Below are 26,195 nucleotides of genomic sequence, written 5' to 3'. Positions count from 1 at the left end.
TGTTCAGAGACGAGACTCGTCGTTGGTTTCAAACACTGGCGTGCGCGGTTTGGGAGCCATGCGTTTGCTGGCAAATACCACCAACGCCTGGTAAGCCGCCGGCAGGCAACGGGCAAGCAGGTCGAGGGCATAGGCGTCGCGGCCGATCAACACGCGACGCTTGTTTTTGCGCACTCCGTGCAGGATCACTGTCGCGGCCTGGTCGGCATCGGTGATAAACAGTTTTTCGAAGTCGGCGCGGGCCTGTTGTTCGCTGTGGATCAAAAAGCCGGTCATGTTCGCGTCGATACGGCTGCTGCGGCAGATATCGGTGCGGATCCCGCCGGGGTGCACGCAGGTCGCCGACACGCCGCAGCGTTGCAGGTCGAGTTCCTGACGCAGCGCCTCGGTAAAGCCACGCACTGCGAACTTGCTGGCGTTGTAGCCGCTCATGCCCGGCTGCGCGAACAGCCCGAACACGCTGGAGGTGTTGATCACGTGGCCTTCGCCGCTTGCCTTGAGGTAGGGGAGGAAGGCCTTGGTGCCGTGGACCACGCCCCAGAAATTGATACCGACGATCCACTCCAGGTCAGCGTAATCCACGCCCTCTACGGTACTTGACAGTGCCACCCCGGCATTGTTGAAAACCAGGTTGACCTGGCCGTGCTCGGCCATGCAGCGCGCGGCCCAATCCTGCATGGCTTGGCGGTCGGCCACATCAAGCATCTGCGTAGTGATCCGCACCGGCGGCAGGCCCGACTCTTCGATCAAGGCGCGGGTGTGTTCCAGGCCTTGAAGGTTTTTGTCCGCCAGTGCCAGGTGGCACCCCTCACGGGCCAAGGCCAGTGCCAGCGCGCGGCCCATGCCGGAGGCCGCGCCGGTGATGGCCGCAACGCGGCCGTTGAATGACTTCATGACAGGCTTCCTTCGGGATTGGCGCGGACCACGGAGGGCGCACGCGCAGGTGGGCTGAGGACCGCCATGCCCGTCACATAATCCTTGAGCGCGAACTGGCGGGTGAGTTGCTTGAAATGCCAGGTCGAGCCGGGCCACAGCGTGGTGTTCCTGCCGGTGCGCGGGTCCAGATACCAGCTCTGGCAACCGCCGGTGTTCCAGATGGTGCGTTCAAGCTTGTGTTGCAGATGGTGGTTGTAGGACTGTTCCACCGTCGGCTTGACCTCCACCGTGGCGATACGCTGGCGTTGCATCTGCTTGAGCGCGTCGAGGATGTAGGCCACCTGGGCCTCAATCATCAGGATCATCGAGTTGTGCCCAAGCCCGGTATTGGGCCCAACAATCAGGAACAGGTTGGGATAGCCGGGCACGGTTGTGCCCTTGTAGGCATGGGCGCCCTCACGCCAAGTGTCCATCAGGTCCATGCCGTCGCGGCCGATGATGCAGCCGCGTGGCAGCGGGTCGCTGGCCTGGAAGCCGGTGCCGAAAATCAGGCAGTCCGCCGGGTGCTTGATACCGTCGGCGGTGATCACGCCGTCGGGTTCGATGCGCTGCACAGGCTCGGTCACCACCTCGACATTGCTGCGCGACAATGCCGGGTAATAGTCATTGGAGATCAGCACGCGCTTGCAGCCGATGGTGTAGTCCGGCGTGAGGCGCTTGCGCAGGGAAGGGCGCGCCACTTGCCTGTGCAGGTGACGCAGGGCGATACGCTGCACCATCTTCATCAGCCGCGGATGCCGCGCAAAGCCCACCACCCGTCCTTCCAATGCCCAGTAAAACCCCGCGCGCATAAGCCGCTGTGTAACAGGCACGTGCTTGAACAGCCAGCGTTCCAGCGGCCCAATCGCACGGTCGGGTTTGGGCATGATCCATGGCGGCGTGCGCTGGAACAGGTCCAGATGGGCCACCTGCGGGGCGATCTGCGGCACGAATTGAATCGCGCTGGCGCCGGTGCCGATCACCGCCACGCGCTTGCCCTTGAGCGAATAACCATGGTCCCACTGCTGCGAGTGGAAACGCTGGCCCTTAAAACTTTCCAGGCCCGGAATATCCGGCAACGCCGGGCGCGACAGGCCGCCCATCCCCGACACCAATACCCGTGCGCTCACCTGCCGGCCGTTGCTGAAACTCAGGTGCCAGCGCTGTTGGGCTTCATCGAACACCGCGCGGGTCAACCCCATACCGAAGCGCAGGTAGGGCGCCAGCTCGAAACGCGTGGCGCATTGTTCCAAATACGCGCGAATTTCCGCCTGCGGCGCGAACTGCCGTGTCCAGTTCGGGTTGGGCGCAAAGGAAAACGAGTAGACATGGGACTGCACATCGCAGGCACAGCCGGGGTAATGGTTGTCGCGCCAGGTACCGCCGAGGCTGTCGGCCTGTTCGGCGACGAAAAAGTCGGTAAGCCCGGCCTGCTTGAGCTGGATGGCCATGCACAGGCCGGCGAAGCCTGTACCGATGATGGCGATGTCGATCGAGTCATTGTGGGCATTCATAGGCTGTCCTGAGTGGGCATCGGATGGGCTCCTGATCTTGTTGTGTCTTTTGGGTGGAACGCCGTTGCAAAGGAAAATTTAATTAATTATTTTAAAAAAGATTTTAAATAATCTACCTGAAAATATCGCCTACGCTAGGTCCTTGTCTCGAATGTGCGATTTGTCCGACGGACGCGCATGTCTGTATCAGGCTTTGGTCCAGGGTGTGTGCGGTGGCCGAGGCCCGACCAATTCCGGTTGAGGCGCCGGCGGCAGGGAATGCAGAGGACCGAGCGCATGACGATGGAATGGGTAATGGCTGCGGGTGTGGGGGCGTGTGTAATGGCCTGGGGTTTCAGCGCCTGGATGACGCGGCGCATTGAAAAGGCCGTGCCGCGCGATGGCCGTTTTATTGAGGTCGACGGCGAGCAATTCCACTATGTGGAAGAGGGCAACGGGCCGCCATTGGTGATGATTCACGGATTGATGGGTAGCAGTCGCAACCTGACCTACGCCTTGTCCGGTCACTTGCGCGAGCAGTTTCGGGTGATCACCCTCGACCGGCCGGGCTCGGGTTACTCCACGCGCCGCGCCGGCACTGCGGCCGACCTGCCGGGCCAGGCGCGGCAAATTGCCCGGTTCATCCAGGCGTTGCGGTTGGACCCACCGCTGGTGCTTGGGCATTCCCTGGGGGGCGCGCTCGCTCTGGCGCTGGCCCTCGACCATCCTGAGACGGTATCGGGCCTGGTCCTGGTGGCGCCACTGACTCATCCCCAGCCGACATTGCCACCGGTGTTCTGGTCGCTGGCGGTGCGGCCGGCATGGCTGCGCCGCTGGGTTGCCCATACGTTGACGGTGCCCATTGGCCTGTTGACTCGGCGCAGTGTGGTCAAAGGCATCTTCGCGCCGGATGTTGCGCCCGAGGATTTCGCCACCCGTGGCGGTGGCCTGTTGGGCATGCGTCCAGCCAACTTTTATGCCGCCTCCAGTGAAATTGCCCTGGTCAACGACGACCTGCCGCACATGGTCCGGCGCTACCCAGGCCTGACCTTGCCGATTGGCTTGATCTACGGCGCGCGGGACCGGGTGCTGGACTTTCGCACGCACGGTCAGGCGCTCGCCGACAGGGTGCCGGGCCTGAAACTGCAGCTCGTTGAAGGGCGCGGCCACATGCTGCCGATTACCGCCACGCCGCGGGTGGTGGAGCTGGTGCAGCAGGTGGCCAAGCACGTGCGGTCAGGGCAGGCCAATACGCAGCTGACCCCGCCCGTTGCCCTGGCGAACAAATAATCATGGCCGTCGTGTTCGGGCGGGGCGGTGCAAACCGTTGTTCTAGAGACCTGACTGGCGGACCTGAAAAAAGACTGCGCAGTCACCGGAAAAAGCGCTCGACAAAGTAGTTGACGACCTAACGATTCCGCGCTATCTATTTAAAAAAATATTTCAATATTTATTTTGAAATGAATTTTTTGAAGTGCCTAAGAGCGAACAAAAATGAAAAAAACGCTTTTTATCGCATGCTTGATGTCCGGGGACCGCTCGCGCTCCCCCATCCTGTGGTCCGCCACTAGGCCTGCGCGTTTTGCCCGGAGGCTGCCATGAACCAGACGCTCGCAGCACCTTCGGTATGGGCCGATGGCAAACGCCACCTGTGGTGGCTGGGCATCATGCCCCTGGCCACGCCGCTGTTGTCCGGAGCACTGGCGATCAGCACCGGCGTCCAGCAGCTCTGGTGGGTCGGGGTGCTGGTGATCTTCGGCCTGATTCCGTTGATCGACGGCCTGCTCGGCGAAGACGTCAGCAACCCACCGGAATCCGCCGTCGGCCACCTTGAATCCCAACGCTATTACCGCTGGATCGTCTACACCGGCGTACTCTTTGTGATCGCCTCGGTGGTGATCACCGGCTGGCTCGCCGCGGGGGGCATTGCCTGGATCATCGACGGCGGGCTGCTACAGGCCACCGCCCATCTCGACCCGGCTGACTGGCTGTCCCAGGTGGCCGCTTACGTCACCGCCCGCACTCAGTTGCATGGCGAACCGAGCTGGTTCACTTACCTGGGCATGGCCATGTCGACCGGTGCCGCCACCGGGATTGCGATCAACACCGCCCATGAACTGGGGCACAAACCCAAACCCCTGGAGGTGTTCCTGGCCAAGGTCACGCTGGCGCCGACCTTCTACGGGCACTTTTACACCGAACACAACCGTGGCCATCACGTCCGCGTCGCGACCCCGGAAGATCCGGCCAGCTCGCGCCTGGGGGAAAGCTTCTGGGCATTTCTACCACGCTCGGTGTGGTTCAGCGCGCGCTCGGCCTGGAACCTTGAGCGTGAGCGCCTGCGCAAACTCGGTCTGCCGGCCTGGCACTGGAAAAACGCCGTGCTCAGTGCCTGGATGTACAGCGTGGTGCTGTGGGGCGCGATGATTGCCTGGCTCGGGGCGGCGGTGATTCCGTTCCTGATTATCCAGGGCATCTATGGGTTCTCGTTGCTGGAAGTCGTGAACTATGTCGAACACTACGGCCTTAAGCGTCAGAAGTTGCCCAACGGGCGCTATGAGCGTTGTTCACCCCGGCATTCCTGGAATAGTAATCGGATTGTCACCAACATCTTTCTATTCCAGTTGCAGCGCCATTCCGATCACCATGCCAACCCCACGCGCAGTTATCAGTCGTTGCGCCACTTCGATGAGTCCCCGCAACTGCCCTATGGTTATGCAAGCATGATTGTCTGGGCCTATGTGCCGTACTTGTGGCGCCGCCGCATGGACCATCGGGTACTTAATCATTATGCCGGGGATATCACCCTGACCAATCTTCAACCGTCGCAACGTTTGAAGTATCTGGAGAAGTACAGCCATAACGCCACACCGTTCTAACGTAATTAGAAACAGGGTTATCGGCGCGCGGTATATCCAGCGCGCGGGTTTTTGTCGCCCTGGGTTTGTCGCTCAAATAGTTAGCAAGTTGTGTTTGACCCGAACAAAAACAATTAAAGGGAAGGACGTCCACCATGCAGGCACCCGCCAAATTCACCGCTCATGTCGTATTGGCCGCGTTGGGGCTGATCGCCTATCACCAGGCCCAGGCCGCCCGCATCGAGCCGGCCGGCAGCGCTTTTACGGCACAGGGTCCCATCAGCTTTTCCAAGGGGGCACTGATCAGCGCCGACTGCACCATTAAAGTCGCCGGCAAAGTGGCGGCGGATGGCGCATCGGTCAATGTCGACAAAGTTGAATTCGATGGCGGCCTCAAGTGCAGCCGGGTGGAGGCCATTAACTTGCCTTGGATACTGGTGGCCAAAGACAGCCGCAGCGGGTCCATGTCAAAAATCAGCGTTGATGTACATGCCTTCGGTCTGGGCGGCAAGTGCGGTCCCTCTACCGCTGATGGCACCTGGGATAACGCCACCGGAAAGTTGGAAGCGGCCAATGTGCAGATTGGCGAAGACTGCAAGATAAAAACGGTGTCGATCAAGATGCCGCCCAACTTCAAAGTGGTTGATTAACGCAACGCACATTAATAGCGGTAATTGCATTGAAATTTGGCTGGAAAGGGAAGTTCTGCAGTTTCACCGTGACCTCTCGTTCATGGCCATTACCCCTGGCGAATGACTCGCCATCACTGTGAGGAAAAACAATGAAAAGCTTGAAAACCCTCGTATCGTTGTCTGCTCTGGCTGTCTGCATGGGTGCTGCGTCGATGGCGAACGCGTATAGCATCGCCCCGGTCAATACCAGCTTTACCGCACCTGGGACGATTTCGGTGAAATCGCCGTCTTCTTTCCAGGCAACCGTCAACTGTGGCGCCACCTTCACCGGTAATGTCGACGCCACCGGCGTTGCCAAAATCACCGGCGTGGCGGTCACCGGTGGCGGTCTTTGCGCATTGCCGAAAATCACCGGCCTGCCGTGGACCCTCACCGCCACCGGCCCAACGGCGGGTACCGTGACCAACGTCGGCTATACCATCGCCGCTTCGATTCTGTACCCGGCTTCCAATTGCGGCCCGTCCACCATCACCGTGGGCTACAGCGGTGGTGTGCTCACGGCGACCAACCAGACCCTGAGCGGCAACTGCACGGTCGCCAGCCTGAGCGTGACCCCAAGCCCGGCACTGACCATCGTGCCTTGATCGCCGGTTGAGAACGAAGGGCTGATCACCCGTGGAAAAACCGGCGCCTTTACCGGGCGCCGGTTCAGGCTGGGCCAGGCAGCAGGACGAACCGGCAGGGCCGGCTCGGAGCGATAACAATAAGGAGTGCCGCATGAATAATAAGAAACAACATGTGCAGGTTTTGCTGGGGCTGGCGTTGATAGGCGGCGTGGTAGTGGCCGCGCCTGTTCAGGCCGGCGGCTTTTCAACCCCCACTTACGGCGCGCCAGGCTGGGGCAGGGCCTTTGCCGGCGGTTCGCTGTTCAAGAATGACCCCAGCTCCGCCTACAACAACCCGGCGGCCATGGCCTTCGTCGAACACAACGTCGCGCAGCTTACCGTCGACTATGCGCGCATCAAGATCAAGTACAAGGGCGATGCCTTCGATTACGCCGGCAACCCCGTTTCCAGCACGCCGCTGGACGCCAACGGTTTTCCTGACGTGGCAGCCGCCACGCCGAATAACAACGACGGCGGCGAGGGCGGCTTTACCGCGTGGCTGCCCACCGGTTTTATGGTCATGCCCCTCGGAGACCGGTTCGCGTTCGGCTTGAGCCAGGTCGTGCCGCAGGGCATGCGCTCCACCTGGGATGAAAATTCGAAACTGCGCGATTTTGCCGTGGACACCAAGATTGAAACGGTGGGGCTCACCGGCTCCCTGTCCTTCAAGGTCAACGATCAGTTTTCCCTCGGCGGGGGATTGATCGTGCAGCACAGCAAGGGCTTCGTCAGTCAAAACGTCGACCTGCTGTCCGCCGCGGCAGTGTCCGATTCAGTCTTGGGTGGCATCAACTTCCCGTCGGATGTGGGCAGCGCCCTGATGCGGGTCAAAGTCGATAATATCTCGACCGGCTGGTTTACCGGGCTCGTGTGGAAACCCACGGACCGCGACACGCTGGGCTTGAATTATCATGCCAAGATCAAGAACAAGATGACCGGCAAATACACCGTCCGCGCCGACCAGTTCTCCAACAACCTGATGACTCAGCCGAGCCCGTTCGGCGGCACCGGTACGCTGGTCAACACCGCTTATCCAGGGCTTGAACTGTACCCGAACGGCGCCCATGCCAGCGTCCAGTTGGACATCCCCGCCACGGCGGGCCTGGACTGGGTACACCAGTTCAATGACCGTTTGACCCTGGGGGCGAGCGTCACCTGGACCGAGTGGTCATCGTTCAAGGACCTGACCCTTGAGTCTGGCGGCACCACCGTTGTCTCCATTCCCTACAACTACAAGAACACCTGGATGTATTCCCTGGGCGGCGACTATCGGTTGACCGACGAACTGACCCTGCGCGCCGGTGTTGCTCTAGACCAGACGCCGACCCGCAATTCGACCCGCGACCCGCGCATTCCGGATGGCGATCGTACGTTCCTGTCATTGGGCGCCGGCTACGATGTCAAAGCCGTCAAGGGCCTGAGCCTGGACTTGGCGTATTCCCACCAGTTCGTGCAGGAGGTCAAGCTCAAGACCCAGAACGTGGATCGCCTGGGCGGCGCGCGACTCGACGGTAAAGCCGAATCGTCGGGCGATGTGGTCAGCGTGTCGGCGACCTACGCGTTCTAACCGTACGTTGAAGGGCGGGAGCAGCCAGCGCATCTGGCTGCCTTGCCGGTGATTTTTTCGTGCAACCCGGCTGAGTCCGCTCAGCCGTTATTTTTCGCCCAGGCATTAAATAAAAATTTCAAAACAAAATTTGAATTTGTATCTTCCCGTTTGTAGTGTGGCTTTACGCCGCTGTCGTGCTTGCGCGACTTGCATAGGTGTCGTGCCCTGAATCGAGTAGAGGTCTCCCATGGTTATCTGGTTATTGGCGGGTTTCGTAGCAGCGCTTGCCCTGGCGTATCGACAAGCGGCGGCAGCCCAATGGCTGGGGGTCAGCCTGGTGTGGCTGGCGCTCGCTTACCTGTTCGGCGTGGTCGCTGGCCTTGGCGTCAGCGTTGCGGTGCTGCTGGTGGTGGCTCCCGCGCTGCTGATGACGATAAAACCCTTGCGGCGCGCGCTGCTAAGCAGCAGGGCGCTCGGCCTGTTTCGCACGATCATGCCGGCCATGTCCGACACGGAACGCGCGGCCATCGAGTCCGGCACCGTGTGGTGGGATGCCGAGTTGTTCAGCGGTAAACCCGACTGGCGGCGCCTGCTGCAGGCCGCGCCGGCCAGTCTCAGTGCCGAGGAACAGGCGTTTCTGGATAACGAAGTGGAAACCCTGTGCGACATCGCCAACGACTGGGAAACCACCCAGGTCTGGCAGGACATGTCCCCCGAGGGCTGGCAGTACACCAAGAGCGCCGGCTTCCTCGGCATGATCATTCCCAAGCAATACGGCGGCAAAGGCTTCTCCCACTACGCCCACTCCCAAGTGGTGATGAAGCTCTCCACGCGCTGTTCGGCGGCGGCCATTTCGGTGATGGTGCCCAACTCGCTCGGTCCGGCCGAACTGTTGTTGCACTACGGCACCGATGCCCAGCGCAATTACTACCTGCCGCGCCTGGCCCGTGGCGAAGACATCCCGTGCTTCGCCCTGACCAGCCCCTACGCCGGTTCCGACGCCGGGGCGATTCCCGATGTGGGCATCGTCTGCAAGGGCCAGCATGACGGGCAGGAAGTGCTGGGCCTGCGGGTGACCTGGGACAAGCGCTACATCACCCTCGGCCCGATCGCCACGGTGCTGGGCCTGGCGTTCCGCGCCGAAGACCCGGACGGCCTGCTCGGCAGGCCCGGCGCGCTAGGCATCACCTGCGCGTTGATTCCCACCTCCCACCCCGGCGTCAACAGCGGCCGGCGGCACTGGCCGCTCAACGCGGTGTTTCAGAACGGCCCGACCACCGGCAAAGACGTATTTATCCCACTGGACTGGGTGATCGGCGGCCGCGAGCAGGTCGGCAACGGCTGGCGCATGTTGATGGAGTGCCTGGCCGCCGGTCGTGCGATTTCCCTGCCTTCGGCCAATGTCGGCCTGGGCAAGGTCGCGGTGCGGGGCACCTCGGCCTACGCGGCCATGCGCAAACAGTTCGGCCTGCCCATCGGCAAGTTCGAAGGGGTGCAGGCACCGCTGGCGCGCATGGCCGGGCATTTGTACGCCTGCGACGCGGTGCGCAAGGTCTCGGTGGCGTCCCTGGACGCCGGCGAAAAGCCGTCGGTGATCTCGGCCATCGCCAAGTACCACGTCACCGAGCGGGCCCGGATGATCGTCAACGACGGCATGGACATCGTCGCCGGCAAAGGCATCTGCATGGGCCCCAATAACTTCCTGGCCCGTGCCTACCAGCAAAGCCCCATCGCCATCACCGTGGAAGGCGCGAACATCATGACGCGCTGCCTGATCATCTTTGGCCAGGGCCTGATCCGTTGCCATCCCTATGTGTTCCGCGAGATGGAAGCGGCGCGCAACCCGGACCGGCGCCAAGCGCTGGAAGCGTTCGACAGCGCCATGTTCGGTCACGTGAGTTTTGTGTTGGCCAATACCGTGCGCGCGGCGGTACATGGGCTGACCGGCGGCCGGCTGATTTCCGTACCGGCCAAGACCGACCCTGCGCTGGCGTCCTACTACCGCCAGGCCAATCGGCTGTCGGTGGTGTTGGCGCTGATCTCGGACGTTTCCATGGGCGTGCTGGGCGGTGCGCTCAAGCGCAAGGAAAGCCTCACCGGGCGCCTGGGGGACGTGCTGTCACAGTTGTATATCCTGTCCTGCGTGCTTAAACGATTTGAGGACGATGGCCGCCCCCAGGCGGACCTGCCGCTGGTGCATTGGTCGGCCCAGGACGCGCTGCTGCGCGCCCATGAAGCCCTGGCCGAAGTGCTCGACAATTACCCCTCCAAAACCGCTGCGCGGGTGATGCGGGCCTTGAGTTTTCCGTTCGGTCTGCCCTTGCGCAAACCGTCGGACCGCCTGTTGGCCGACGTCGCCGACGCGGTACAGACCCCCGGCGCCACCCGCGACCGCTTGCTGGCCGATTCCTACATCCCGCGCCCGGAAATCGACAAGTTGGCTTATGGCGAACTGGGCTTCCGTTTGCTGCCCCAGGTGGAGCTGATCGACGCCCGGCTCAAGCCCGCGATCAAGCAAGGCGTGCTCGACCCGCTGCCGATCTCCGCCACGGCCTTTGCCACCTGGCGCGTCAAGGCCCGGGCGCTGGACCTGATCAGCGACGATGAGGAGACCTTGCTCGCCCGCTACGTGGAATACGCCGATCACGGCATCCAGGTGGATGACTTCCCCCAGGACTTCGGATTGCTGGAGGCGTTGCAGCAGCGCAAGCAGGCGCTGGAGCCGACCACCAAGCGTCGTACGGCTCAGGGCGAAAACGCCTCGGTCAACTAGGAAAAACCCGATCAGAATGTGTTGAGAGTGATTGCTGATATGAGTGACAGCTACCTAACCTTCGTCAATTCGCCTTGGGGCCGTCGCCTGGCACAGGCGGCGGGCTTGCCGCAGCCCTTGCCGTTGCAGCGTCATCGCAGCGGCCAGCAAAGTCTGGTGAACCCGGTGATTGTCGCCGGGGCAGGGCGCCTGATGACCCAGGTGCAACGGGTTTTCAGCGACACCGACACAGTTGCCGCCACCCCGGCGACACTCAACGCGCCGTCTACGGTCAAGGTGCAAGGCGCGGTATTCGATGCCAGCGGGCTTGCCAGCCTGGAGCAACTCGACGAGCTGTACCGGTTCTTCCACTGCAACGCCAGACGCCTCGGTCAGCACGCGCGGGTGGTGGTGCTCGGCACGGCGCCGGAGCACTGCGCGGATCTGCCCCAGGCCGTCGCCCAGCGCGCCCTCGAAGGTTTGGTGCGGTCCCTGGCCAAGGAGCTGCGCCGGGCTATCACCGTGCAGTTGCTGTACGTGGCACCGGGCGCTGAGAACGCGCTGGACAGCAGCCTGCGGTTTTTCCTGTCGCGCCGATCGGCCTATGTGTCGGGGCAAGTGGTGCGCGTACACGCGCCGGTGGACGGCCACGTCACGGTCGACTGGGACAAACCCTTCGCCGGCCGCCGCGCGCTGGTCACCGGCGCGTCCCGTGGTATCGGCCTGGCCATCGCTCAGGTGCTGGCTCGCGACGGCGCGCATGTGGTCTGTGTGGACGTGCCTCAGGCCCACGATGCCCTGCAGCAGGCCGCCGGCGCAGTGAACGGTTCGGCATTGCCGCTGGATATCACCGCGCCCGACGCCGCCTCGCTGTTGCAGGCCCATGTCAGCCAATACGGCGCCTTCGATGTGGTGGTGCACAACGCCGGGATTACCCGCGACAAAACCATCGCCAAGATGAACGAATCGGCGTGGCAGAGTGTGCTGGCGGTCAACCTGCAGGCGCCGCTGTGCTTGAGCAACGCGTTGCTGGAGTGCGAAGGCCTCAACCCCGGCGGCCGCATTGTCTGCGTGTCGTCGATTTCCGGCATCGCCGGCAACCTCGGGCAAAGCAACTACGCCACCTCCAAGGCCGGTGTGATCGGCCTGGTACAAGGGCTGGCGCCGCGCGCGGCGACTCAGCAGGTTACGGTCAATGCCGTGGCGCCAGGCTTTATCGAGACGCAGATGACGGCCCGCATCCCCTTGATGATCCGCGAGGCAGGGCGGCGCATGAATTCGCTGTCCCAGGGTGGGCAGCCGATCGACGTGGCCGAAACCATCGGCTGGCTGGCCCATCCGGCGTCGGGCGGGGTTAACGGCCAAGTGGTGCGCGTGTGCGGCCAAAGCCTGTTGGGAGCCTGATGCCATGGACGACCTGACGCAAATCATCGACCCACCGCCGTCACGCACGCGCCTGCTGCTGGATGGTATGCGCGCACTGCGCAAACCCAAGCTGGACGGCGCGCCGCTGCTGCCCAAGGCGCGCCTGGTGCGCCCGGCGGTGGAGCTGTCGGCTGAGGGTATCGCCGCGTATGGCCGCGCCTGCGGTTTTCGCCGCGAGCAGGGCGTGCCGTTGACCTATCCCCATGTGCTGGCCTTTCCTTTGCACTTGATGTTGTTGACCCGCCCCAGTTTCCCGTACCCGGCCAGCGGCATGGTGCACCTGGCTAACCGCATTCGGCAGTACCAACGCCTGCGGGAAGGCCAGGCGTTGCGGCTGGAGGTGTATGCCGAGCGCTGGGTCGCTCACCCTAAAGGGCAGGCTCTGAGCATCGCCACTCGCGCCTACAGCGCGGGCGCGCTGGTGTGGGAGGGCGATAGCCTGTACCTGCGCCGGGGCGTGGCGGACCCGGTCGGCGAACCTTGGGTGGACGCGCTGGGCGTGGCTTCAGACAGCTGGGTCCGTACCCAGAAGTGGCTGTTGCCGGCCGACCTGGGCCGGCGTTTTGCCAAGGTGTCTGGGGATTTCAACCCGATCCACACCTCGGTCATCGGCGCCAGGCTGTTCGGCTTTCGCCGCGCCATCGCCCATGGCATGTGGACCCTGGGCCGCGCGCTCGCCGCCCAGCAACCGCCGGGTGGCCTGGAGCGCGCCGAGGTGCGATGCGAATTCAAGTTGCCGATCCTGCTGCCTGGCCAGGTCGCGCTGTGGAATCCACCTTCCAGCGGCCCGCGTCGCGCTTTCGAAGTGCGCAACGGTGCGGGCGACAAACCCCATCTGCGCGGCCTGCTGTCCTTCAATGAGAACCTGCAATGAGTCACTACAGCTTCAACCCGGCGCCGACCCGCCGCGTGGCGATTATCGGCGGCAACCGTATTCCCTTCGCGCGCTCCAACACCGTGTACGCCCACGACAGCAATCAGGATTTGCTGGTGGCGGCGCTGCAAGGTCTGGTGGACCGCTACAACCTGCATGGCCAGCGCCTGGGCGAGTTCGCCGCCGGCGCGGTGATCAAGCATTCGCGGGATTTCAACCTGGCGCGCGAGTCGTTGCTGTCCACCACGCTGTCGCCCGAAACGCCCGCCTACGACGTGCAGCAAGCCTGCGGCACGGGGCTGGAAGCGGCGTTGCTGGTGGCCAATAAAATTGCCCTGGGTCAGATCGAAGCGGGCATCGCCGGGGGCGCCGACACGACCTCCGATGCGCCCATCGGCATCAACGAGTCCCTGCGTCACACCTTGCTCGCGGCCAATCGCGCCAAGGGCATGGGTAACCAATTGAAGGCGTTGCTTAAGGTCCGTCCGTCGATGTTTTTCAAGCCGCTGCTGCCGCGCAACGGTGAGCCGCGCACCGGCCTGTCCATGGGCGAGCACTGCGAAGAAATGGCCAAGCGCTGGCAGATCAAACGCCTGGCCCAGGATGAATTGACCCTCACCAGCCATCAGCGCCTCGCGGCGGCGTACCAGCGCGGCTTCTTCGACGACCTGATCAGCCCCCATCGCGGCCTGGCCCGGGATAATAACCTGCGTGCCGACGCCAGCCTGGAGAGGCTCGCCGGCCTGTCCCCCGCCTATGACCGCCAGAGCGGCACGCTCACCGCCGGCAATTCCACGCCGCTGACCGATGGCGCCTCGGTGGTGCTGCTGGCCAGCGAAGCCTGGGCCGCCGAGCACGGTTGGCCGGTGCTGGCTTACTTGCGTACCGGCGAGACGGCAGCGGTCAATTTTGTCGACGGCAGCGAAGGCTTGTTGATGGCGCCTGCCTATGCGGTGCCGCGCATGTTGCAACGTGAAGGCTTGAGCTTTGCCGACTTCGATTTGTTCGAGATCCACGAAGCGTTCGCCGCCCAGGTGCTGTGTACGCTCAAAGCCTGGGAAGACCCCGACTACTGCCGCGAGCGGCTAGGCTTGGCGGCACCGCTGGGGGCGATCGACCGGGCCAAAATGAATGTCAACGGCGGCTCCCTCGGCTGCGGTCATCCGTTCGCCGCCACCGGCGGTCGGCAGTTGGCGGCGCTGGCCAAGGCGATCCATGAGCGCGGCGGCGGCCGCGGCCTGATTTCGATCTGCGCCGCGGGCGGGCTGGGCATTACCGCCATCGTCGAAAAATAGCGCTGTTAAAAACAACAACAAGGAAACCGCCATGAACGCTATCAGCCTGGAACAACGCGAACGCATCTGGTTGGACGCTTATCTGCCCGGCGTCCCGGCCGATATCGACGCCGGCATCGAGGGCTACCCCTCACTGCGCGAGGTGTTCCTGGAGCACCTGGAAAAATTCCGCGAGCGCGTCGCCTACGTCAGCATCGGCACCGAAATGACCTACGCCGACTGGCAGGTGCAAGGCTTTGCCTTTGCTGCCTGGCTGCAGGCCCAGGGCGTACAGCGCGGCGACCGCGTGGCACTGATGATGCCCAACTGCTTGCAGTACCCGATCTGCCTGCTCGGCACAATCCTGGCGGGAGCGGTGGTGGTCAACGTCAACCCGCTGTACACCGCCCATGAGCTCAAACATCTGCTCAAGGACAGTGGCGCCGAAACCGTGGTGATCTTCGAAAACTTCGCCCACACCCTGGAAAAAGTCATCGAAGGCAGCAGCGTCAAACGCGTGGTGATCGCGGCCATCGGCGACCTGCTCGGCACCTTCAAGGGCGCCGCCATGAACTTCATCCTGCGCCGCGTACAAAAGCAGGTGCCGGCCTTTAACTTGCGTGGCTCGGTGCGCTTCAACCGGACGCTGCAACAGGGCAGGGCGCTTGACCCGCAGCCAGTGGCCATGCATCTGGATGACCTGGCGTTTCTGCAGTACACCGGCGGCACCACCGGCGATGCCAAAGGCGTGATGCTCAGCCATCGCAACATCATCGCCAACCTGTTGCAGGCCAAGGCGTGGGTCGGCGACCAGTTGGATCAGGACAAGCAGGAAACCAACGTGACCTTGCTGCCGCTGTATCACATCTTTTCTCTTACGGTGAACTGCCTGATGTTTATGTGCCTGGGCGGGCGCAATATCCTGATCGCCAACCCTCGGGATGTGAAGCGGGTGCAGATGATCCTGCGCAAGGAGCGTTTCAACGGGATTGCCGGGGTCAACACACTGTTCAATGGGTTGCTGGAAAACCCGGAATTCTGCGCGCGGGACTTCTCCGACCTGCGCATGGTCATCGCCGGCGGCATGGCCACGCACACCGCTGTGGCCAAGCGCTGGAAGGAAGTCACCGGGCTGCCGATCATCGAAGGCTATGGCCTCACCGAGTGCTCGCCGGTGGTGAGCATCAGCCCCATCGATATTTCGCGCATGCGCGAGATGGACTTCACCGGCAGCATCGGCGTGCCGTTGCCGTCCACTTGGGTGCGTTTTATGCGCGAGGACGGCGAATTGGCCGACATCGGCGAGCAGGGTGAGCTGCAAGTGCGCGGCCCACAGGTGATGCAGGGCTACTGGAAACGCCCCAGGGAAACCGCCGAAGTGCTGGATGCCGAAGGCTGGCTGGCCACCGGCGATATCGGCGTGATGGACGAACGTGGCTATATCCGCCTGGTGGATCGTAAAAAAGACATGATCCTGGTCTCAGGCTTCAACGTGTACCCCAACGAAATCGAAGACGTGGTGGCCCTGCACCCCGGCGTGGCCGAAGTGGCGGCGATTGGCGTGGAGGACGGCGTGACCGGGGAGAAGGTCAAGATTATCGTGGTGCGCAAGGACCCGAGCCTGACCCAGGAGCAAATACTCGCCCACTGCCGGGAATACCTGACCGGTTACAAAGTGCCGCGTTACGTGGAATTCCGTACTACCGAACTGCCCAAGACCACCGTGGGCAAAGTCCTGCGCCGCGCGTTGCGCTGATGTAAATGTATGCAGCTGATCTAAAGGTGGGAGGGGGCAAGCCCCCTCCCACCTTTGATAGCTATTCCAGGCGATGTGGTTTCAGCTGACACTCCGAGGTGCCTGGGTGTGGGGCCGCTTCGCAGCCCAGCGCAGGGCAAGCCTGCTCACCACAGCAAGCCTGCTCACCACAGAATTATTTGTCAGTCTTTAGGGTTTGCGTGGAGTGTCAGACCGCGTTTACGTTGACCCAGCGTTCCTCGCGGGCCGCCAGGCGAATCGCGGTCGCCAGCCGCTCCACGGCCCACGCCGCTTCAAAGTCAGTGCCGTCCGCGCCCTGGCCGGCCACGGCCATGAGCAGCTCGTGCACTTCCAGTGTCTTCAATTCGTTGTAGCCCAGTTGGTGCCCCGCCGCCGGGCTGAAGGCGGCGTAACCGGGCAGGGCGGGGCCGGCCAGCAGGCGCTGGAAACCTTCCTGGCCGACGCGGCACAGGCGCAGTTCGTTCAAACGTTCCTGATCGAACGCCAATGTGCCCTGTGTGCCGCTGATCTCGACACTCAGATGGTTCTTATAACCGTGCTTGAGCCAACTGCTGCTCACCGTGCCGCGTGCGCCATTGGTGAAGCGCAGCAGGGCATGCACCTGGTCGTCCACCGCGATGACTTTGCGTTCGGCGCTGCCGGTGACCGCAGGGCGTTGGCGGTGGACGGTCTGGGTGTCGGCGCACACGCTAGCCACTTCGCCCACCAGGTAACGCGCCATCGACAACACGTGGCTGCCCAGGTCCGCCAGGGCGCCGCCGGCGTGTTCCACTTCGCAGCGCCATGACCACGGCGACTGCGGGTCGGCCATAAAGTCTTCGCTGAATTCACCCTGGAAACTGATGATCTCGCCCAGCTCGCCATTGGCGATCATCTGCCGCGCCAGGCCGATCATGGGGTTGTGTTGATAGTTGTAACCGACCCGCGTCACCACCCCGGCGGTGCTCGCTGCACGGCGCATGGCGTCGGCCTGTTCAAGGCTGACGGCCAGGGGTTTTTCGCAGTACACCGCTTTACCGGCGGCAATCGCGGCCATGGCCATGGGGTAATGCAAATGGTTAGGTGTGGTGATAGCCACGACATCCACGGTCGGGTCTTCGATCAGCGCCTGCCAATCGCCATGGGCCTTGGCAAAGCCCCAGGCGTGGGCGCAGCGCTGCGCACGCTCGGTGTCGGCGTCGGCCAGGGCGGCCAGCTTGAGGTGCACCGGCAGTTCGAATACCGCCCGGGCGTTATTGAACGCCAGGGCGTGGGCACGGCCCATGAAGCCTGTGCCGATCAGGCCGATTCCGAGTTCGCGCATAGCCTTTGATCCTTTGGATTATTGTTGTGAGAGCGGCTATTAATGGAATAAAAATTCTCATAATTCAATAGATGGAATAAAAATTCAGATAGCCCGGCACAATCAGCCTGACGAATGCGGCCATATTCACCACATGGCCAAACGCCGCCAGTTAACAAAAGATAACGTAGCGCTGATTGTCAGACGATTCCAAAGCCCGATAGGATGGCCCCTGCTTCCTCCAGGCGCTCTAGATTGCAGGTTTCAGAGCCCGGGATGGCAAGACCTAACAATAATAAATGGGAGAAAGGTCTATGAGTGAGCCTGTCATGGGTTGGGTTGTCTGCCGCCCACGCGCCGCACGCAGGGTTGCGTTGCTGGCCACAGCGCTCTCGCTGTTTGGGGCTGTCGCGTTGTCGACCGCCGTCCAGGCCGCCAGCGATACCCCCGCCGCCGCGGTGTTTGCGATTGAATCCCCCAAGGCCGCCAAAGGCCTGATGATCGACGTAGTCCACGCCGGCAAGCGCCTGGTGGCGGTCGGTGATCGCGGGCATATCCTCTATTCCGATGACCAGGGCGCCACCTGGGCCCAGGCCAAGGTCCCCACCCGGCAACTGCTTACCGCTGTATTTTTCGTCGATGACAAACACGGCTGGGCCGTCGGCCACGATGCGCAGATCCTCGCCAGCAGCGACGGCGGCGCCACCTGGACCCAGCAGTATCAAGACCTCAAGCGCGAAGCGCCGTTGCTCGACGTGTGGTTCAAGGACGCCAGCCACGGCCTGGCCGTCGGCGCTTACGGTGCGCTGCTGGAAACCAACGACGGCGGCAACAGCTGGGAAGACGTCAGCGACCGCCTCGACAACGAAGACCAGTTCCACCTCAACGCCATCGCCGCCATCAAGGACGCCGGGCTGTTTATCGTCGGCGAGCAGGGCAGCATGTTCCGTTCCAGCGACGACGGCCAGACCTGGGAAAAACTCGAAGGTCCCTACGAGGGCTCGCTGTTTGGCGTGATCGGCACCGCACAACCTCAAACCCTGCTGGCCTACGGCTTGCGCGGCAACCTTTACCGCTCCACGGATTTCGGCGGCACGTGGGAGCAGGTCGAGCTCAACGCCGCGCGCGGCGCCCTGGAGTTCGGTCTGTCGGGCGCCACCTTGCTGGAGGATGGCTCGCTGGTGGTGGTCGGCAACGGCGGCAGCGTGGTGGTCAGCCACGACGACGGCCAGACCTTCAGCGTGTTCAACCGCCCGGACCGCATCTCCCTCTCGGCGGTGACCGCCGCAGGCAATGGCAACCTGATTCTGGCCGGGCAGGGCGGCGTTCGCGTCGCCAGGCCAACGGGCGCCGAACTCGAAAAACAATAAGAAGGCAGAGAAAGCATGAGCAGTCATCACAACGATAAAGCGACCTTTCTTGAGCGCCTGATCTTCAATAATCGCCCGGCGGTGATCGTGATCTGCCTGCTGGTGAGTGTGTTCTTGTTCTGGCAGGCGACGTTGATTCGCCCGTCCACCAGCTTCGAAAAAATGATCCCCCTCAAGCACCCCTTCATCGAAAAAATGATGGAGCATCGCAACGACCTGGCCAACCTGGGCAACACGGTGCGTATCTCGGTGGAAGCCAAGGACGGTGACATTTTCACTAAGGAGTACATGGAGACTCTGCGGCAGATCAACGACGAGGTGTTCTATATCTCCGGCGTCGACCGCTCGGGCCTCAAGTCGCTGTGGAGCCCCAGCGTGCGCTGGACCGAAGTGACCGAAGAAGGCTTCGCCGGTGGTGAGGTGATCCCGCAGAGCTACAACGGCTCGCCGCAAAGCCTCGATCAACTGCGCAACAACGTGCTTAAGTCCGGCCAGGTCGGGCGCCTGGTGGCCAACGATTTCAAGTCGAGCATCGTCGATATTCCGCTGTTGGAGTCGTACCCGGACCCGCAGGACCAGGGCAAGTTGCTCGCCCTGGATTACCAGAAGTTTTCCCACGAGCTTGAAGACAAGATCCGCACCAAGTTCGAAGCGCAAAACCCCAACGTGAAAATCCATATCGTTGGCTTTGCCAAGAAGGTCGGCGACCTGATCGACGGCCTGATCATGGTCGTGCTGTTCTTCGGTATCGCCTTCATGATCACCCTGGTGCTGCTGTACTGGTTCACCTGGTGTATCCGCAGCACCATCGCCGTGCTGATCACCACCCTGGTGGCGGTGGTCTGGCAGCTGGGGTTGATGCATGCGGTGGGCTTCGGGCTGGACCCTTACTCGATGCTGGTGCCGTTCCTGATCTTCGCCATCGGTATTTCCCACGGCGTGCAAAAGATCAACGGCATCGCCCTGCAATCGAGCGACGCCGACAACGCCCTGACCGCCGCGCGCCGCACGTTCCGCCAGTTGTTCCTGCCGGGCATGATCGCCATTCTCGCCGACGCCGTGGGCTTTATCACCCTGCTGATCATCGACATCGGCGTGATCCGCGAGTTGGCCATCGGCGCCTCCATCGGCGTGGCGGTGATCGTGTTCACCAACCTGATCCTGTTGCCGGTGGCGATTTCCTACGTCGGCATCAGCAAGCGCGCCATCGAGCGCAGTAAAAAGGATGCGCATCGTGAGCATCGTTTCTGGCGCCTGCTGTCCAGGTTCGCCAGTGCCAAAGTCGCGCCGGTCTCGATCCTGCTGGCCCTGGTCGCTTTCGGCGGCGGCCTCTGGTACAGCCAGCACCTGAAGATCGGCGACCTCGACCAGGGCGCGCCGGAACTGCGCCCGGACTCGCGTTACAACAAAGACAACAACTTCATCATCAGCAACTACTCCACCAGCTCCGACGTGCTGGTGGTGATGGTCAAGACCAAGGCCGAAGGCTGCTCGCGCTATGAAGCCATGGCGCCCATCGACCAGTTGATGTGGAAGATGCAGAACACCGAGGGCGTGCAGTCGGCGATCTCGCTGGTCACCGTGTCCAAGCAAATGATCAAGGGCATGAACGAGGGCAACCTGAAATGGGAAACCCTGTCGCGCAACCCCGATGTGCTGAACAACTCCATCGCCCGCGCCGACGGCCTGTACAACAACAATTGTTCCCTCGCGCCGGTGCTGGTGTTCCTCAACGACCACAAGGCCGAGACCCTCGACCGCGCGGTGCATGCGGTGCAGGAATTCGCCAGGGAAAACAACAAGGACGGCCTGGAATTTATCCTGGCCGCCGGTAACGCCGGCATCGAAGCGGCCACCAACGAGGTGATCAAGGAGTCGGAGCTGACCATCCTGATCCTGGTGTACCTGTGCGTGGCGACCATGTGCATGATCACCTTCCGTTCCTGGGCGGCCACCCTGTGCATCGTGCTGCCGCTGGTGTTGACCTCGGTGCTGGGCAACGCGCTGATGGCGTTCATGGGCATCGGCGTCAAGGTCGCGACCCTGCCGGTGGTGGCGTTGGGCGTCGGGATCGGCGTGGATTACGGCATCTACATCTACAGCCGCCTGGAAAGCTTCCTGCGCGCGGGCCTGCCGCTGCAGGAAGCCTATTACCAGACGCTCAAGTCCACCGGCAAAGCCGTGCTGTTCACCGGCCTGTGCCTGGCGATCGGCGTGTGTACCTGGATTTTCTCGGCGATCAAGTTCCAGGCTGACATGGGCCTGATGCTCACGTTCATGCTGCTGTGGAACATGTTCGGCGCGTTGTGGCTGCTGCCGGCCCTGGCGCGCTTCCTGATCAAACCGGAAAAGCTGGCCGGGCAGAAGGGCAATTCGCTGTTCGCCCACTGAGCCTTGAGCGGCCCGTGCTCCAGAACACGGGCCGTACGTTTCATGGGCGGGGTGCGATGGCCAGGAACAGCTGGTCCACGGGTGGGGTGATCAGCGCGTAGACGATGCTGCGCAGCGGCACCGCGCCAGGTTCTCCGTGTGCCTGCAACTGCTGCTGCACATGCTCCTTGAGCAGGTCCTTCTGGGTGAACTTGCGTTGTTCGGGCAATTTCAAATGCGCCCGCGTGTACGCGGCGGCCGGCGCCTGCGCCGTGGCGTAGTGGAAGTGGGCGTACCAAAACACCTTCGGTGGCTTGCCGACCTTGTCGTACACCGCGTACTCGGTGAAAAAGTCACCGCGCAGGGTCGGCCGTTGCGGGTCCGCCAGGCTGGTCAGGTTGATATCGATCTGCTGGTTGCGCCATAAGTACTCGATGCCTGCCTGGGTCGGCCACTGCCGCTTGTAGGCGGCGCTGCACACCTGTACGGCCTTGCGCTGCATGTCCCGGGCGTTGACGCGAAACGCCTCGATCAAGTCTGTGGACGCCTCGGGGTAATGGTGGGCCAGTTCGTCGGCCACCGCGTCCAGTTCACGGGCCTGGCCGCCCAGCAGCTCCTCCCAGTCCGCCGGGTTGATGGCCTGGCGGGTGACAGGGTCGTCGAGTTCACTCTGCTGGGCGCTGATGACCTGCTCGATGGCGGCTCGTTGGTTGATCAATCCACGGCCTTGCTCGCGCAGGGTGGCCAAGGCGATTTTAGGTGGGCTCGTCACTGGCGCGTCCGGGTCTTTTTCAACGACTTGCGCCCAACCGTCGCCGCTTTTCTTGAAGGTAGTGAGGGCCCTGGTGGTGAAGGCGTCGGTGATGGTCACCTGTTCCTCCTGTGCATCGGTCAGTTTGAAATCGCCCACCAGATAGTCTTTCCCGCGGGTGCGGAATACCTTGGTGGTGGGGGCCTTCGCCCGCAGGGTTTTCGACAGGGGCAATTCGACCGCCAGGGCCTCCTGTTTGCGCACCACGCTTTCTAATTCGTTTTGCGCCAATGCCTGTGCGTACCGCAGGCTTTGTAGAAAACGCTCGGAACTGGACGGCAATCGCAGCGGATTGATGGCCTTGAGCGCCTGAATGCCGTTCTCGTACTCGTTGTAATGGCCGAGCAGGCTTTCATAGACGTTGCGTTGCTCATCGAGAGGAAACCCGTCGCTGCTGCGCACGGCGATGTGCGACTGCACCGCCTGATGAATATCGAGGCTGTTGAGGCGCTTGACGTACAGCGCCTCTTGGGGTGGCAACCGGCTGTCGGAAACGACGGCCGTCACTCCGGCCAGCGCCGATAGCGCCCTAAGGCGCATGTTCTCGTTGAAGAAAGTGCTCGGATTGATTATCGCCAGGAAATCCTGACGGATCGCGCGACCCGCGCCGGAATCCTGTTCCAGTTGATCGAGGGTGGTTTCCATCTCACTGGCGAGTTGACCCATACGCTCAAGTGCATCGGCCATTTCGATGCTGCGGCTGACATGTTCGTTATAAGCGGTGGGGTCGCCAAGAACGTAACTGACCAGCATGCGTTTTCCCAAGTGGCTCATCGGCTCGCCACGGTTTGAGTACAGCAGGGAATTGGTCCAGTTACGCAGATAGGTGTGAATGACGAATTGCTGCTCCCAGATCAGTTTCAGCATCTTGGCGCGTTCCTGCACGTGCATCCTGGCGCCGCCGAACTTTTCCAGGTCGCGGCCGACCTGGATGGCCTCCTGGCGCAACCGCGAGGTGTGCTCGAAGCGTTCGATCAGGGTCTGCATAAGGATTTCGAATTGGGCGCGGGCCGCGCTGTGCCGTTGCATCTCCTGGGTGTGCCGGGCCTGCAGGGCCGGTCTTTGCTGCACGTCGGCCTGGTCCATCAGGTTCCACGCCACATTCAGCACGCGTCCTTGTCTGGCCAGGGCCTGGTCAGCCTCTTCCATGCGTGTCATCGATTCCCTGAGCGTAGCCATCTGCGGTGTGATTTCTGCGTTGAGGGCTTCTGCGCGATTGATCAGTTGGCGCGTTTTCTCACGATTCTCCTCGCGCAGCGCAGCAATACGCTTGGGGCCACCGCCCTGCAGTTTCAGGCCTCGATCCAGCGTCCAATGACCTTTGCCATCGGTCTTGAGCTTGATGCCGGGGTGGTCGGTTTTTTGTGGATGGATGATGAACACCTCGCCCACACCCGGTACGATCGAGACGCGAAACAACAGGCCGCCCACCGAGGCATGCCACAGGCTGTCGATCCTGTACAAACCCTGGAACGGGCCGATATCGACGGCAGCGGGCGCAGGCTTTGGCCAGGGCCGGCTGACCGCCAGCAGTTTTTCCAGTAGCCGCGCCGAAGCGCTGTCACTGGCCAGGGAGCGGTCGAAGTCCAGCGGCGTGCGCCCTCCGCCGGGCGGCTCGGAAGGCACGCCGGTGCCTGCGTAGTGCACTTGCGCTTGAGGGTGGCTGACGGGGGTCGCCAAGGCGTCGACGTAACGGCAGCTGGGCGAGGGTTTGCGCGCGGTGCTCCGTTTCTACCATTGCCTCGCTCGCCTGGCCCTGATGCACCAGCAGCATGCCGATGTTCAACAGCACGTCGACCCAGGCCAGCTCTCGGGCAACCGGGTCATCGCTTTGCAGCGCCGGCAGATCCTGGCTAAGGCTCTGCGTCAGTTGCAGCATCCACGCGGCGGCGGCCAACGGCCCGCGTATCACCACCAGCAGCGTGTTGAAACCCAGTTGCACGCCTTCGAGCAGATGCGCCCAGCGACTTTGCGCGCTGGACGTCGACTGGCGCTGCGCCAGGTCCACCAACTGGCGCGCCTCACTGCCGAACAGGTACTCCATCAACCGGCCATTGCTGAGGTAACCCAGTATCTCGCCCGCGCTGCGATCGTCTGCCGGCGCCAGCGTGGCGGGGCTGGGAACGCCGGGCAATACGTCGGATTCGGAGCCCAGGCTGAAACGGATGATATGGGGCTCGGTAAAACCACCGTTGCTGTAGATCGCCCTGGCGTTATCCGGCAACCAGGTCAGGACGCTGTCTTGCAACTCGCCAGGCGCGGCGATAGCGTTGAGCAGTTGTTCGCGGCTGGCAAACTCCAGCAGTGACTGAGCGTAGGCCGGGCGATACAGCACATGCGGTCCGGCATCCGCATTGCGCGGCTCGATGATGAACATGTTTTGTACGACGTCGGCGTGGGCGTCGGGTTTTCGTCTGAAGGCCAGCACGCGCATGATGATTTCATCGTCGCCGACGCAGCGTTGGGCGCGAACGGGCTCGACCACCGCGCTGACGCACTGGAAACCACGCCGGGTCAGTCCGCCTTCACCCTTGATTTTGTACTCCAGTGCCAGGGTCTTGAGTTGCACCGGGCATTGTTGAATGAACAATTGCTGGCGTTTCTGCGCCTGCGGATTGTCGTCCAGCAGGTGTTCGCGCAAATAGGCGGGATAATAGCGACCAATGTCGACCTGTTCGATCATCTGCATCAGGTAATCGGTGGTCAGCCACGCTTCGATTTCCCGCCTCTCGCGGTGGCGCAGGGTGACGTTGCCGCTGGGCTTGCCCGCCAGGTTTTTCAGGGCCAGGTCGACCAGGCTCATCGTCACCGTTTCCAGGTAACCGCCCTGCAGCGTACCGATTGCGACCTTGAAGACCAGTTGCAAGTCTTCGGCGCGCCAGGCCAACGTGGCGTCATCGGTGCAGGTTTCCTCCAGGTTCAGGGCGGCATTGCGACCCCGGCACAATTGCTGGTTCAAGCGTTTGGCAGCAAAACTGCGCAGCGTCTCGATGCCGTCCAGATACCGTTCGCCAGGGTTCAGGCGCTGCAGGCTGGCCTGCTCCAGCAGGCATTGGCGATAGGCCAGTCGGTCGGCCGTCGAGGCGTTTTTGAGCCAGTCGGGAAGCGCGGCCCGGACTGCCTCCAGCGACGGCGCAGGCGTCGACCCAGGCGCAATGAACAAGGGCGCCGGATCGGTGAGCGCGGCCAATCGGGCGGCCAGTTCGATTGGCGTGGTCTGCACGCGCAGATCGAACGCGGCAAGGTCTTCCAGTTGCTGGTTGAGCACCAGCGCCGCTTGCACCTCGAACAGGTCGCCATCGGGTTCGTATTGGCGCCAGGTGATCTTTTCGGCGCTGTAGCGTTGCGCCATGCGTTCGCCCCATGCCAGGCCAAAGGCTTGCAGGCTGGCAAAGGCTTCCAGTTGGCCCGGCAGGCTATACAGCCAGACCCGTTCGCCGCTGACGATGAGGATTTCACTGCCCTGTAGCGTGAGCGTGACGTCGTCGTGTTCCACGCGCGTTTCCACGCAATAAGCATGCACGGCGCTGCCGGGCCATGCCTGTCGATTGCGGGTTTCCCGTGCGGGGTAGCGGACCAGGCTGGTCAGGGTGCGCAGTTGCAAGGGGTCGGTCCCGGGCTGGTTGATCGTGCAGCCCCGAAACACGCCCTGCAACACGCCGGCGAGCCATTGCCAGCGCGTGTTACCGCTGCCGTCGTCCTCGCTCCAGAACACGCTCAAGGCTTCTTGAAAACCTACATGCAGGATCAAGGGCAGCTCCCGGATTGCATCCTGGATAACGGTCAGGTCATACGCGCGCGAGCCTTGCGCCTCATAAACCAGGCGTGTTCCGCTGGCGTCGCTCAAGTAGGCATCGAGGCCGCCGCGCGTTGACAGGTCGGGCAGTGAGCCGTCGGCAAGGTAAGTCAGCGCGACCTCCACCAACGGCGCCAAGGCGCGGCCGCCGCCGTCACGCGGGTGGGCCAGGTAGAGGGCGGAGGCGGGCAGGGTCAAAGGCGGGTATTTATCCCGCAGGTTGTCGGCCAACATCTGTGTGGTGACCGAGCGCAAGGTAGGTCGCGCGGCAAATTGCGCGTGTACGGCTTGCGCCAGGATCCGGGTATCTGGAGTGGGCATGAAATAGTCCTTTATAAGTCTTGAGCGGGTA

Annotated in this window: 17 protein-coding genes; 12 read left to right on the top strand and 5 right to left on the bottom strand. The window is 62.6% G+C overall.

Annotated features, from left to right (window positions below; translation table 11 throughout):
* Window positions 1–3: 3 nt before the first annotated feature.
* Entirely contained in the window at window positions 4–894 is an 891-nt protein-coding gene (locus tag PSH94_RS14210) for an SDR family oxidoreductase (RefSeq protein WP_253508010.1), read from the bottom strand.
* Window positions 891–2,429 carry an NAD(P)/FAD-dependent oxidoreductase gene (locus tag PSH94_RS14205; RefSeq protein WP_305434894.1) on the bottom strand — a complete coding sequence of 513 codons (1,539 nt, stop codon included), beginning with the start codon at window positions 2,427–2,429 and terminating at the stop codon, window positions 891–893. The genes PSH94_RS14210 and PSH94_RS14205 overlap by 4 nt, the downstream gene beginning before the upstream one ends.
* Before the next feature lie 276 nt (window positions 2,430–2,705).
* Here PSH94_RS14205 and PSH94_RS14200 point away from each other — a divergent pair, with 276 nt between their 5' ends.
* The 10 genes from PSH94_RS14200 (at window position 2,706) to PSH94_RS14155 (ending at window position 16,193) form a co-directional block, all read left to right on the top strand.
* A complete protein-coding gene (locus PSH94_RS14200; protein ID WP_305434893.1) occupies window positions 2,706–3,698 on the top strand; it encodes an alpha/beta fold hydrolase in 993 nt (330 codons plus the stop codon).
* A 308-nt stretch (window positions 3,699–4,006) separates the two neighbouring features.
* Complete coding sequence (locus tag PSH94_RS14195; RefSeq protein WP_181076932.1) at window positions 4,007–5,287, top strand: alkane 1-monooxygenase; 1,281 nt, start codon at window positions 4,007–4,009, stop codon at window positions 5,285–5,287.
* 134 nt (window positions 5,288–5,421) lie between these two features.
* Window positions 5,422–5,916: an alkane oxidation protein activator PraA gene (gene praA, locus PSH94_RS14190; protein WP_305434890.1), complete on the top strand. Its 495-nt coding sequence runs from the start codon at window positions 5,422–5,424 to the stop codon at window positions 5,914–5,916.
* 131 nt (window positions 5,917–6,047) lie between these two features.
* The gene (praB, locus tag PSH94_RS14185; protein WP_181076935.1) at window positions 6,048–6,542 is read left to right on the top strand and encodes an alkane oxidation protein activator PraB; all 495 of its coding nucleotides are present in this window, start codon (window positions 6,048–6,050) and stop codon (window positions 6,540–6,542) included.
* Between the two features lie 133 nt (window positions 6,543–6,675).
* Window positions 6,676–8,130 (top strand): outer membrane protein transport protein, encoded by a 1,455-nt coding sequence (locus PSH94_RS14180; protein ID WP_181076936.1) that lies wholly within the window; start codon window positions 6,676–6,678, stop codon window positions 8,128–8,130.
* Between the two features lie 229 nt (window positions 8,131–8,359).
* Window positions 8,360–10,885, top strand: coding sequence for an acyl-CoA dehydrogenase (locus PSH94_RS14175; RefSeq protein WP_305434888.1), 2,526 nt, complete (start codon window positions 8,360–8,362; stop codon window positions 10,883–10,885).
* Window positions 10,886–10,924: 39 nt separating this feature from the next.
* Window positions 10,925–12,268, top strand: coding sequence for a 3-oxoacyl-ACP reductase (locus PSH94_RS14170; RefSeq protein WP_305434886.1), 1,344 nt, complete (start codon window positions 10,925–10,927; stop codon window positions 12,266–12,268).
* Window positions 12,269–12,272: 4 nt separating this feature from the next.
* Complete coding sequence (locus PSH94_RS14165; RefSeq protein ID WP_285429326.1) at window positions 12,273–13,163, top strand: MaoC/PaaZ C-terminal domain-containing protein; 891 nt, start codon at window positions 12,273–12,275, stop codon at window positions 13,161–13,163.
* Entirely contained in the window at window positions 13,160–14,458 is a 1,299-nt protein-coding gene (locus PSH94_RS14160; RefSeq protein WP_181076944.1) for an acetyl-CoA C-acetyltransferase, read from the top strand. Before PSH94_RS14165 ends, PSH94_RS14160 begins: the two co-directional genes overlap by 4 nt.
* A gap of 31 nt (window positions 14,459–14,489) precedes the next feature.
* Window positions 14,490–16,193 (top strand): AMP-binding protein, encoded by a 1,704-nt coding sequence (locus tag PSH94_RS14155; protein WP_305434884.1) that lies wholly within the window; start codon window positions 14,490–14,492, stop codon window positions 16,191–16,193.
* A gap of 208 nt (window positions 16,194–16,401) precedes the next feature.
* Here PSH94_RS14155 and PSH94_RS14150 read toward each other — a convergent pair whose 3' ends face one another.
* Entirely contained in the window at window positions 16,402–17,517 is a 1,116-nt protein-coding gene (locus PSH94_RS14150) for a Gfo/Idh/MocA family protein (protein ID WP_305434882.1), read from the bottom strand.
* Window positions 17,518–17,825: 308 nt separating this feature from the next.
* Between PSH94_RS14150 and PSH94_RS14145 the strand changes: the two genes are divergently transcribed.
* The gene (locus tag PSH94_RS14145; protein WP_305437735.1) at window positions 17,826–18,866 is read left to right on the top strand and encodes a YCF48-related protein; all 1,041 of its coding nucleotides are present in this window, start codon (window positions 17,826–17,828) and stop codon (window positions 18,864–18,866) included.
* A 15-nt stretch (window positions 18,867–18,881) separates the two neighbouring features.
* Window positions 18,882–21,257 (top strand): RND family transporter, encoded by a 2,376-nt coding sequence (locus PSH94_RS14140; RefSeq protein WP_305434881.1) that lies wholly within the window; start codon window positions 18,882–18,884, stop codon window positions 21,255–21,257.
* 40 nt (window positions 21,258–21,297) lie between these two features.
* Here the strand turns inward: PSH94_RS14140 and PSH94_RS14135 are convergent, their stop codons facing one another.
* Window positions 21,298–23,673, bottom strand: coding sequence for a hypothetical protein (locus tag PSH94_RS14135; protein WP_305434879.1), 2,376 nt, complete (start codon window positions 23,671–23,673; stop codon window positions 21,298–21,300).
* Complete coding sequence (locus PSH94_RS14130) at window positions 23,609–26,164, bottom strand: dermonecrotic toxin domain-containing protein (protein ID WP_305434878.1); 2,556 nt, start codon at window positions 26,162–26,164, stop codon at window positions 23,609–23,611. The genes PSH94_RS14135 and PSH94_RS14130 overlap by 65 nt, the downstream gene beginning before the upstream one ends.
* Window positions 26,165–26,195: the final 31 nt, after the last annotated feature.

It is taken from the genome of Pseudomonas sp. FP2254, from assembly GCF_030687695.1.
Lineage (GTDB): Bacteria > Pseudomonadota > Gammaproteobacteria > Pseudomonadales > Pseudomonadaceae > Aquipseudomonas > Aquipseudomonas quebecensis.
This window is presented reverse-complemented; position numbering and strand designations above follow the sequence as displayed.

Bases quoted from the DNA above. Each gene is read 5' to 3' on its own strand.
- praB (WP_181076935.1), top strand. From the start codon at position 6,048: ATGAAAAGCTTGAAAACCCTCGTATCGTTGTCTGCTCTGGCTGTCTGC.
- praA (WP_305434890.1), top strand. From the start codon at position 5,422: ATGCAGGCACCCGCCAAATTCACCGCTCATGTCGTATTGGCCGCGTTG.
- PSH94_RS14170 (WP_305434886.1), top strand. From the start codon at position 10,925: ATGAGTGACAGCTACCTAACCTTCGTCAATTCGCCTTGGGGCCGTCGC.
- PSH94_RS14145 (WP_305437735.1), top strand. From the start codon at position 17,826: ATGGGTTGGGTTGTCTGCCGCCCACGCGCCGCACGCAGGGTTGCGTTG.
- PSH94_RS14205 (WP_305434894.1), bottom strand. From the start codon at position 2,429: ATGAATGCCCACAATGACTCGATCGACATCGCCATCATCGGTACAGGC.
- PSH94_RS14130 (WP_305434878.1), bottom strand. From the start codon at position 26,164: ATGCCCACTCCAGATACCCGGATCCTGGCGCAAGCCGTACACGCGCAA.
- PSH94_RS14210 (WP_253508010.1), bottom strand. From the start codon at position 894: ATGAAGTCATTCAACGGCCGCGTTGCGGCCATCACCGGCGCGGCCTCC.
- PSH94_RS14175 (WP_305434888.1), top strand. From the start codon at position 8,360: ATGGTTATCTGGTTATTGGCGGGTTTCGTAGCAGCGCTTGCCCTGGCG.
- PSH94_RS14180 (WP_181076936.1), top strand. From the start codon at position 6,676: ATGAATAATAAGAAACAACATGTGCAGGTTTTGCTGGGGCTGGCGTTG.
- PSH94_RS14155 (WP_305434884.1), top strand. From the start codon at position 14,490: ATGAACGCTATCAGCCTGGAACAACGCGAACGCATCTGGTTGGACGCT.
- PSH94_RS14195 (WP_181076932.1), top strand. From the start codon at position 4,007: ATGAACCAGACGCTCGCAGCACCTTCGGTATGGGCCGATGGCAAACGC.
- PSH94_RS14150 (WP_305434882.1), bottom strand. From the start codon at position 17,517: ATGCGCGAACTCGGAATCGGCCTGATCGGCACAGGCTTCATGGGCCGT.
- PSH94_RS14200 (WP_305434893.1), top strand. From the start codon at position 2,706: ATGACGATGGAATGGGTAATGGCTGCGGGTGTGGGGGCGTGTGTAATG.
- PSH94_RS14165 (WP_285429326.1), top strand. From the start codon at position 12,273: ATGGACGACCTGACGCAAATCATCGACCCACCGCCGTCACGCACGCGC.
- PSH94_RS14140 (WP_305434881.1), top strand. From the start codon at position 18,882: ATGAGCAGTCATCACAACGATAAAGCGACCTTTCTTGAGCGCCTGATC.
- PSH94_RS14160 (WP_181076944.1), top strand. From the start codon at position 13,160: ATGAGTCACTACAGCTTCAACCCGGCGCCGACCCGCCGCGTGGCGATT.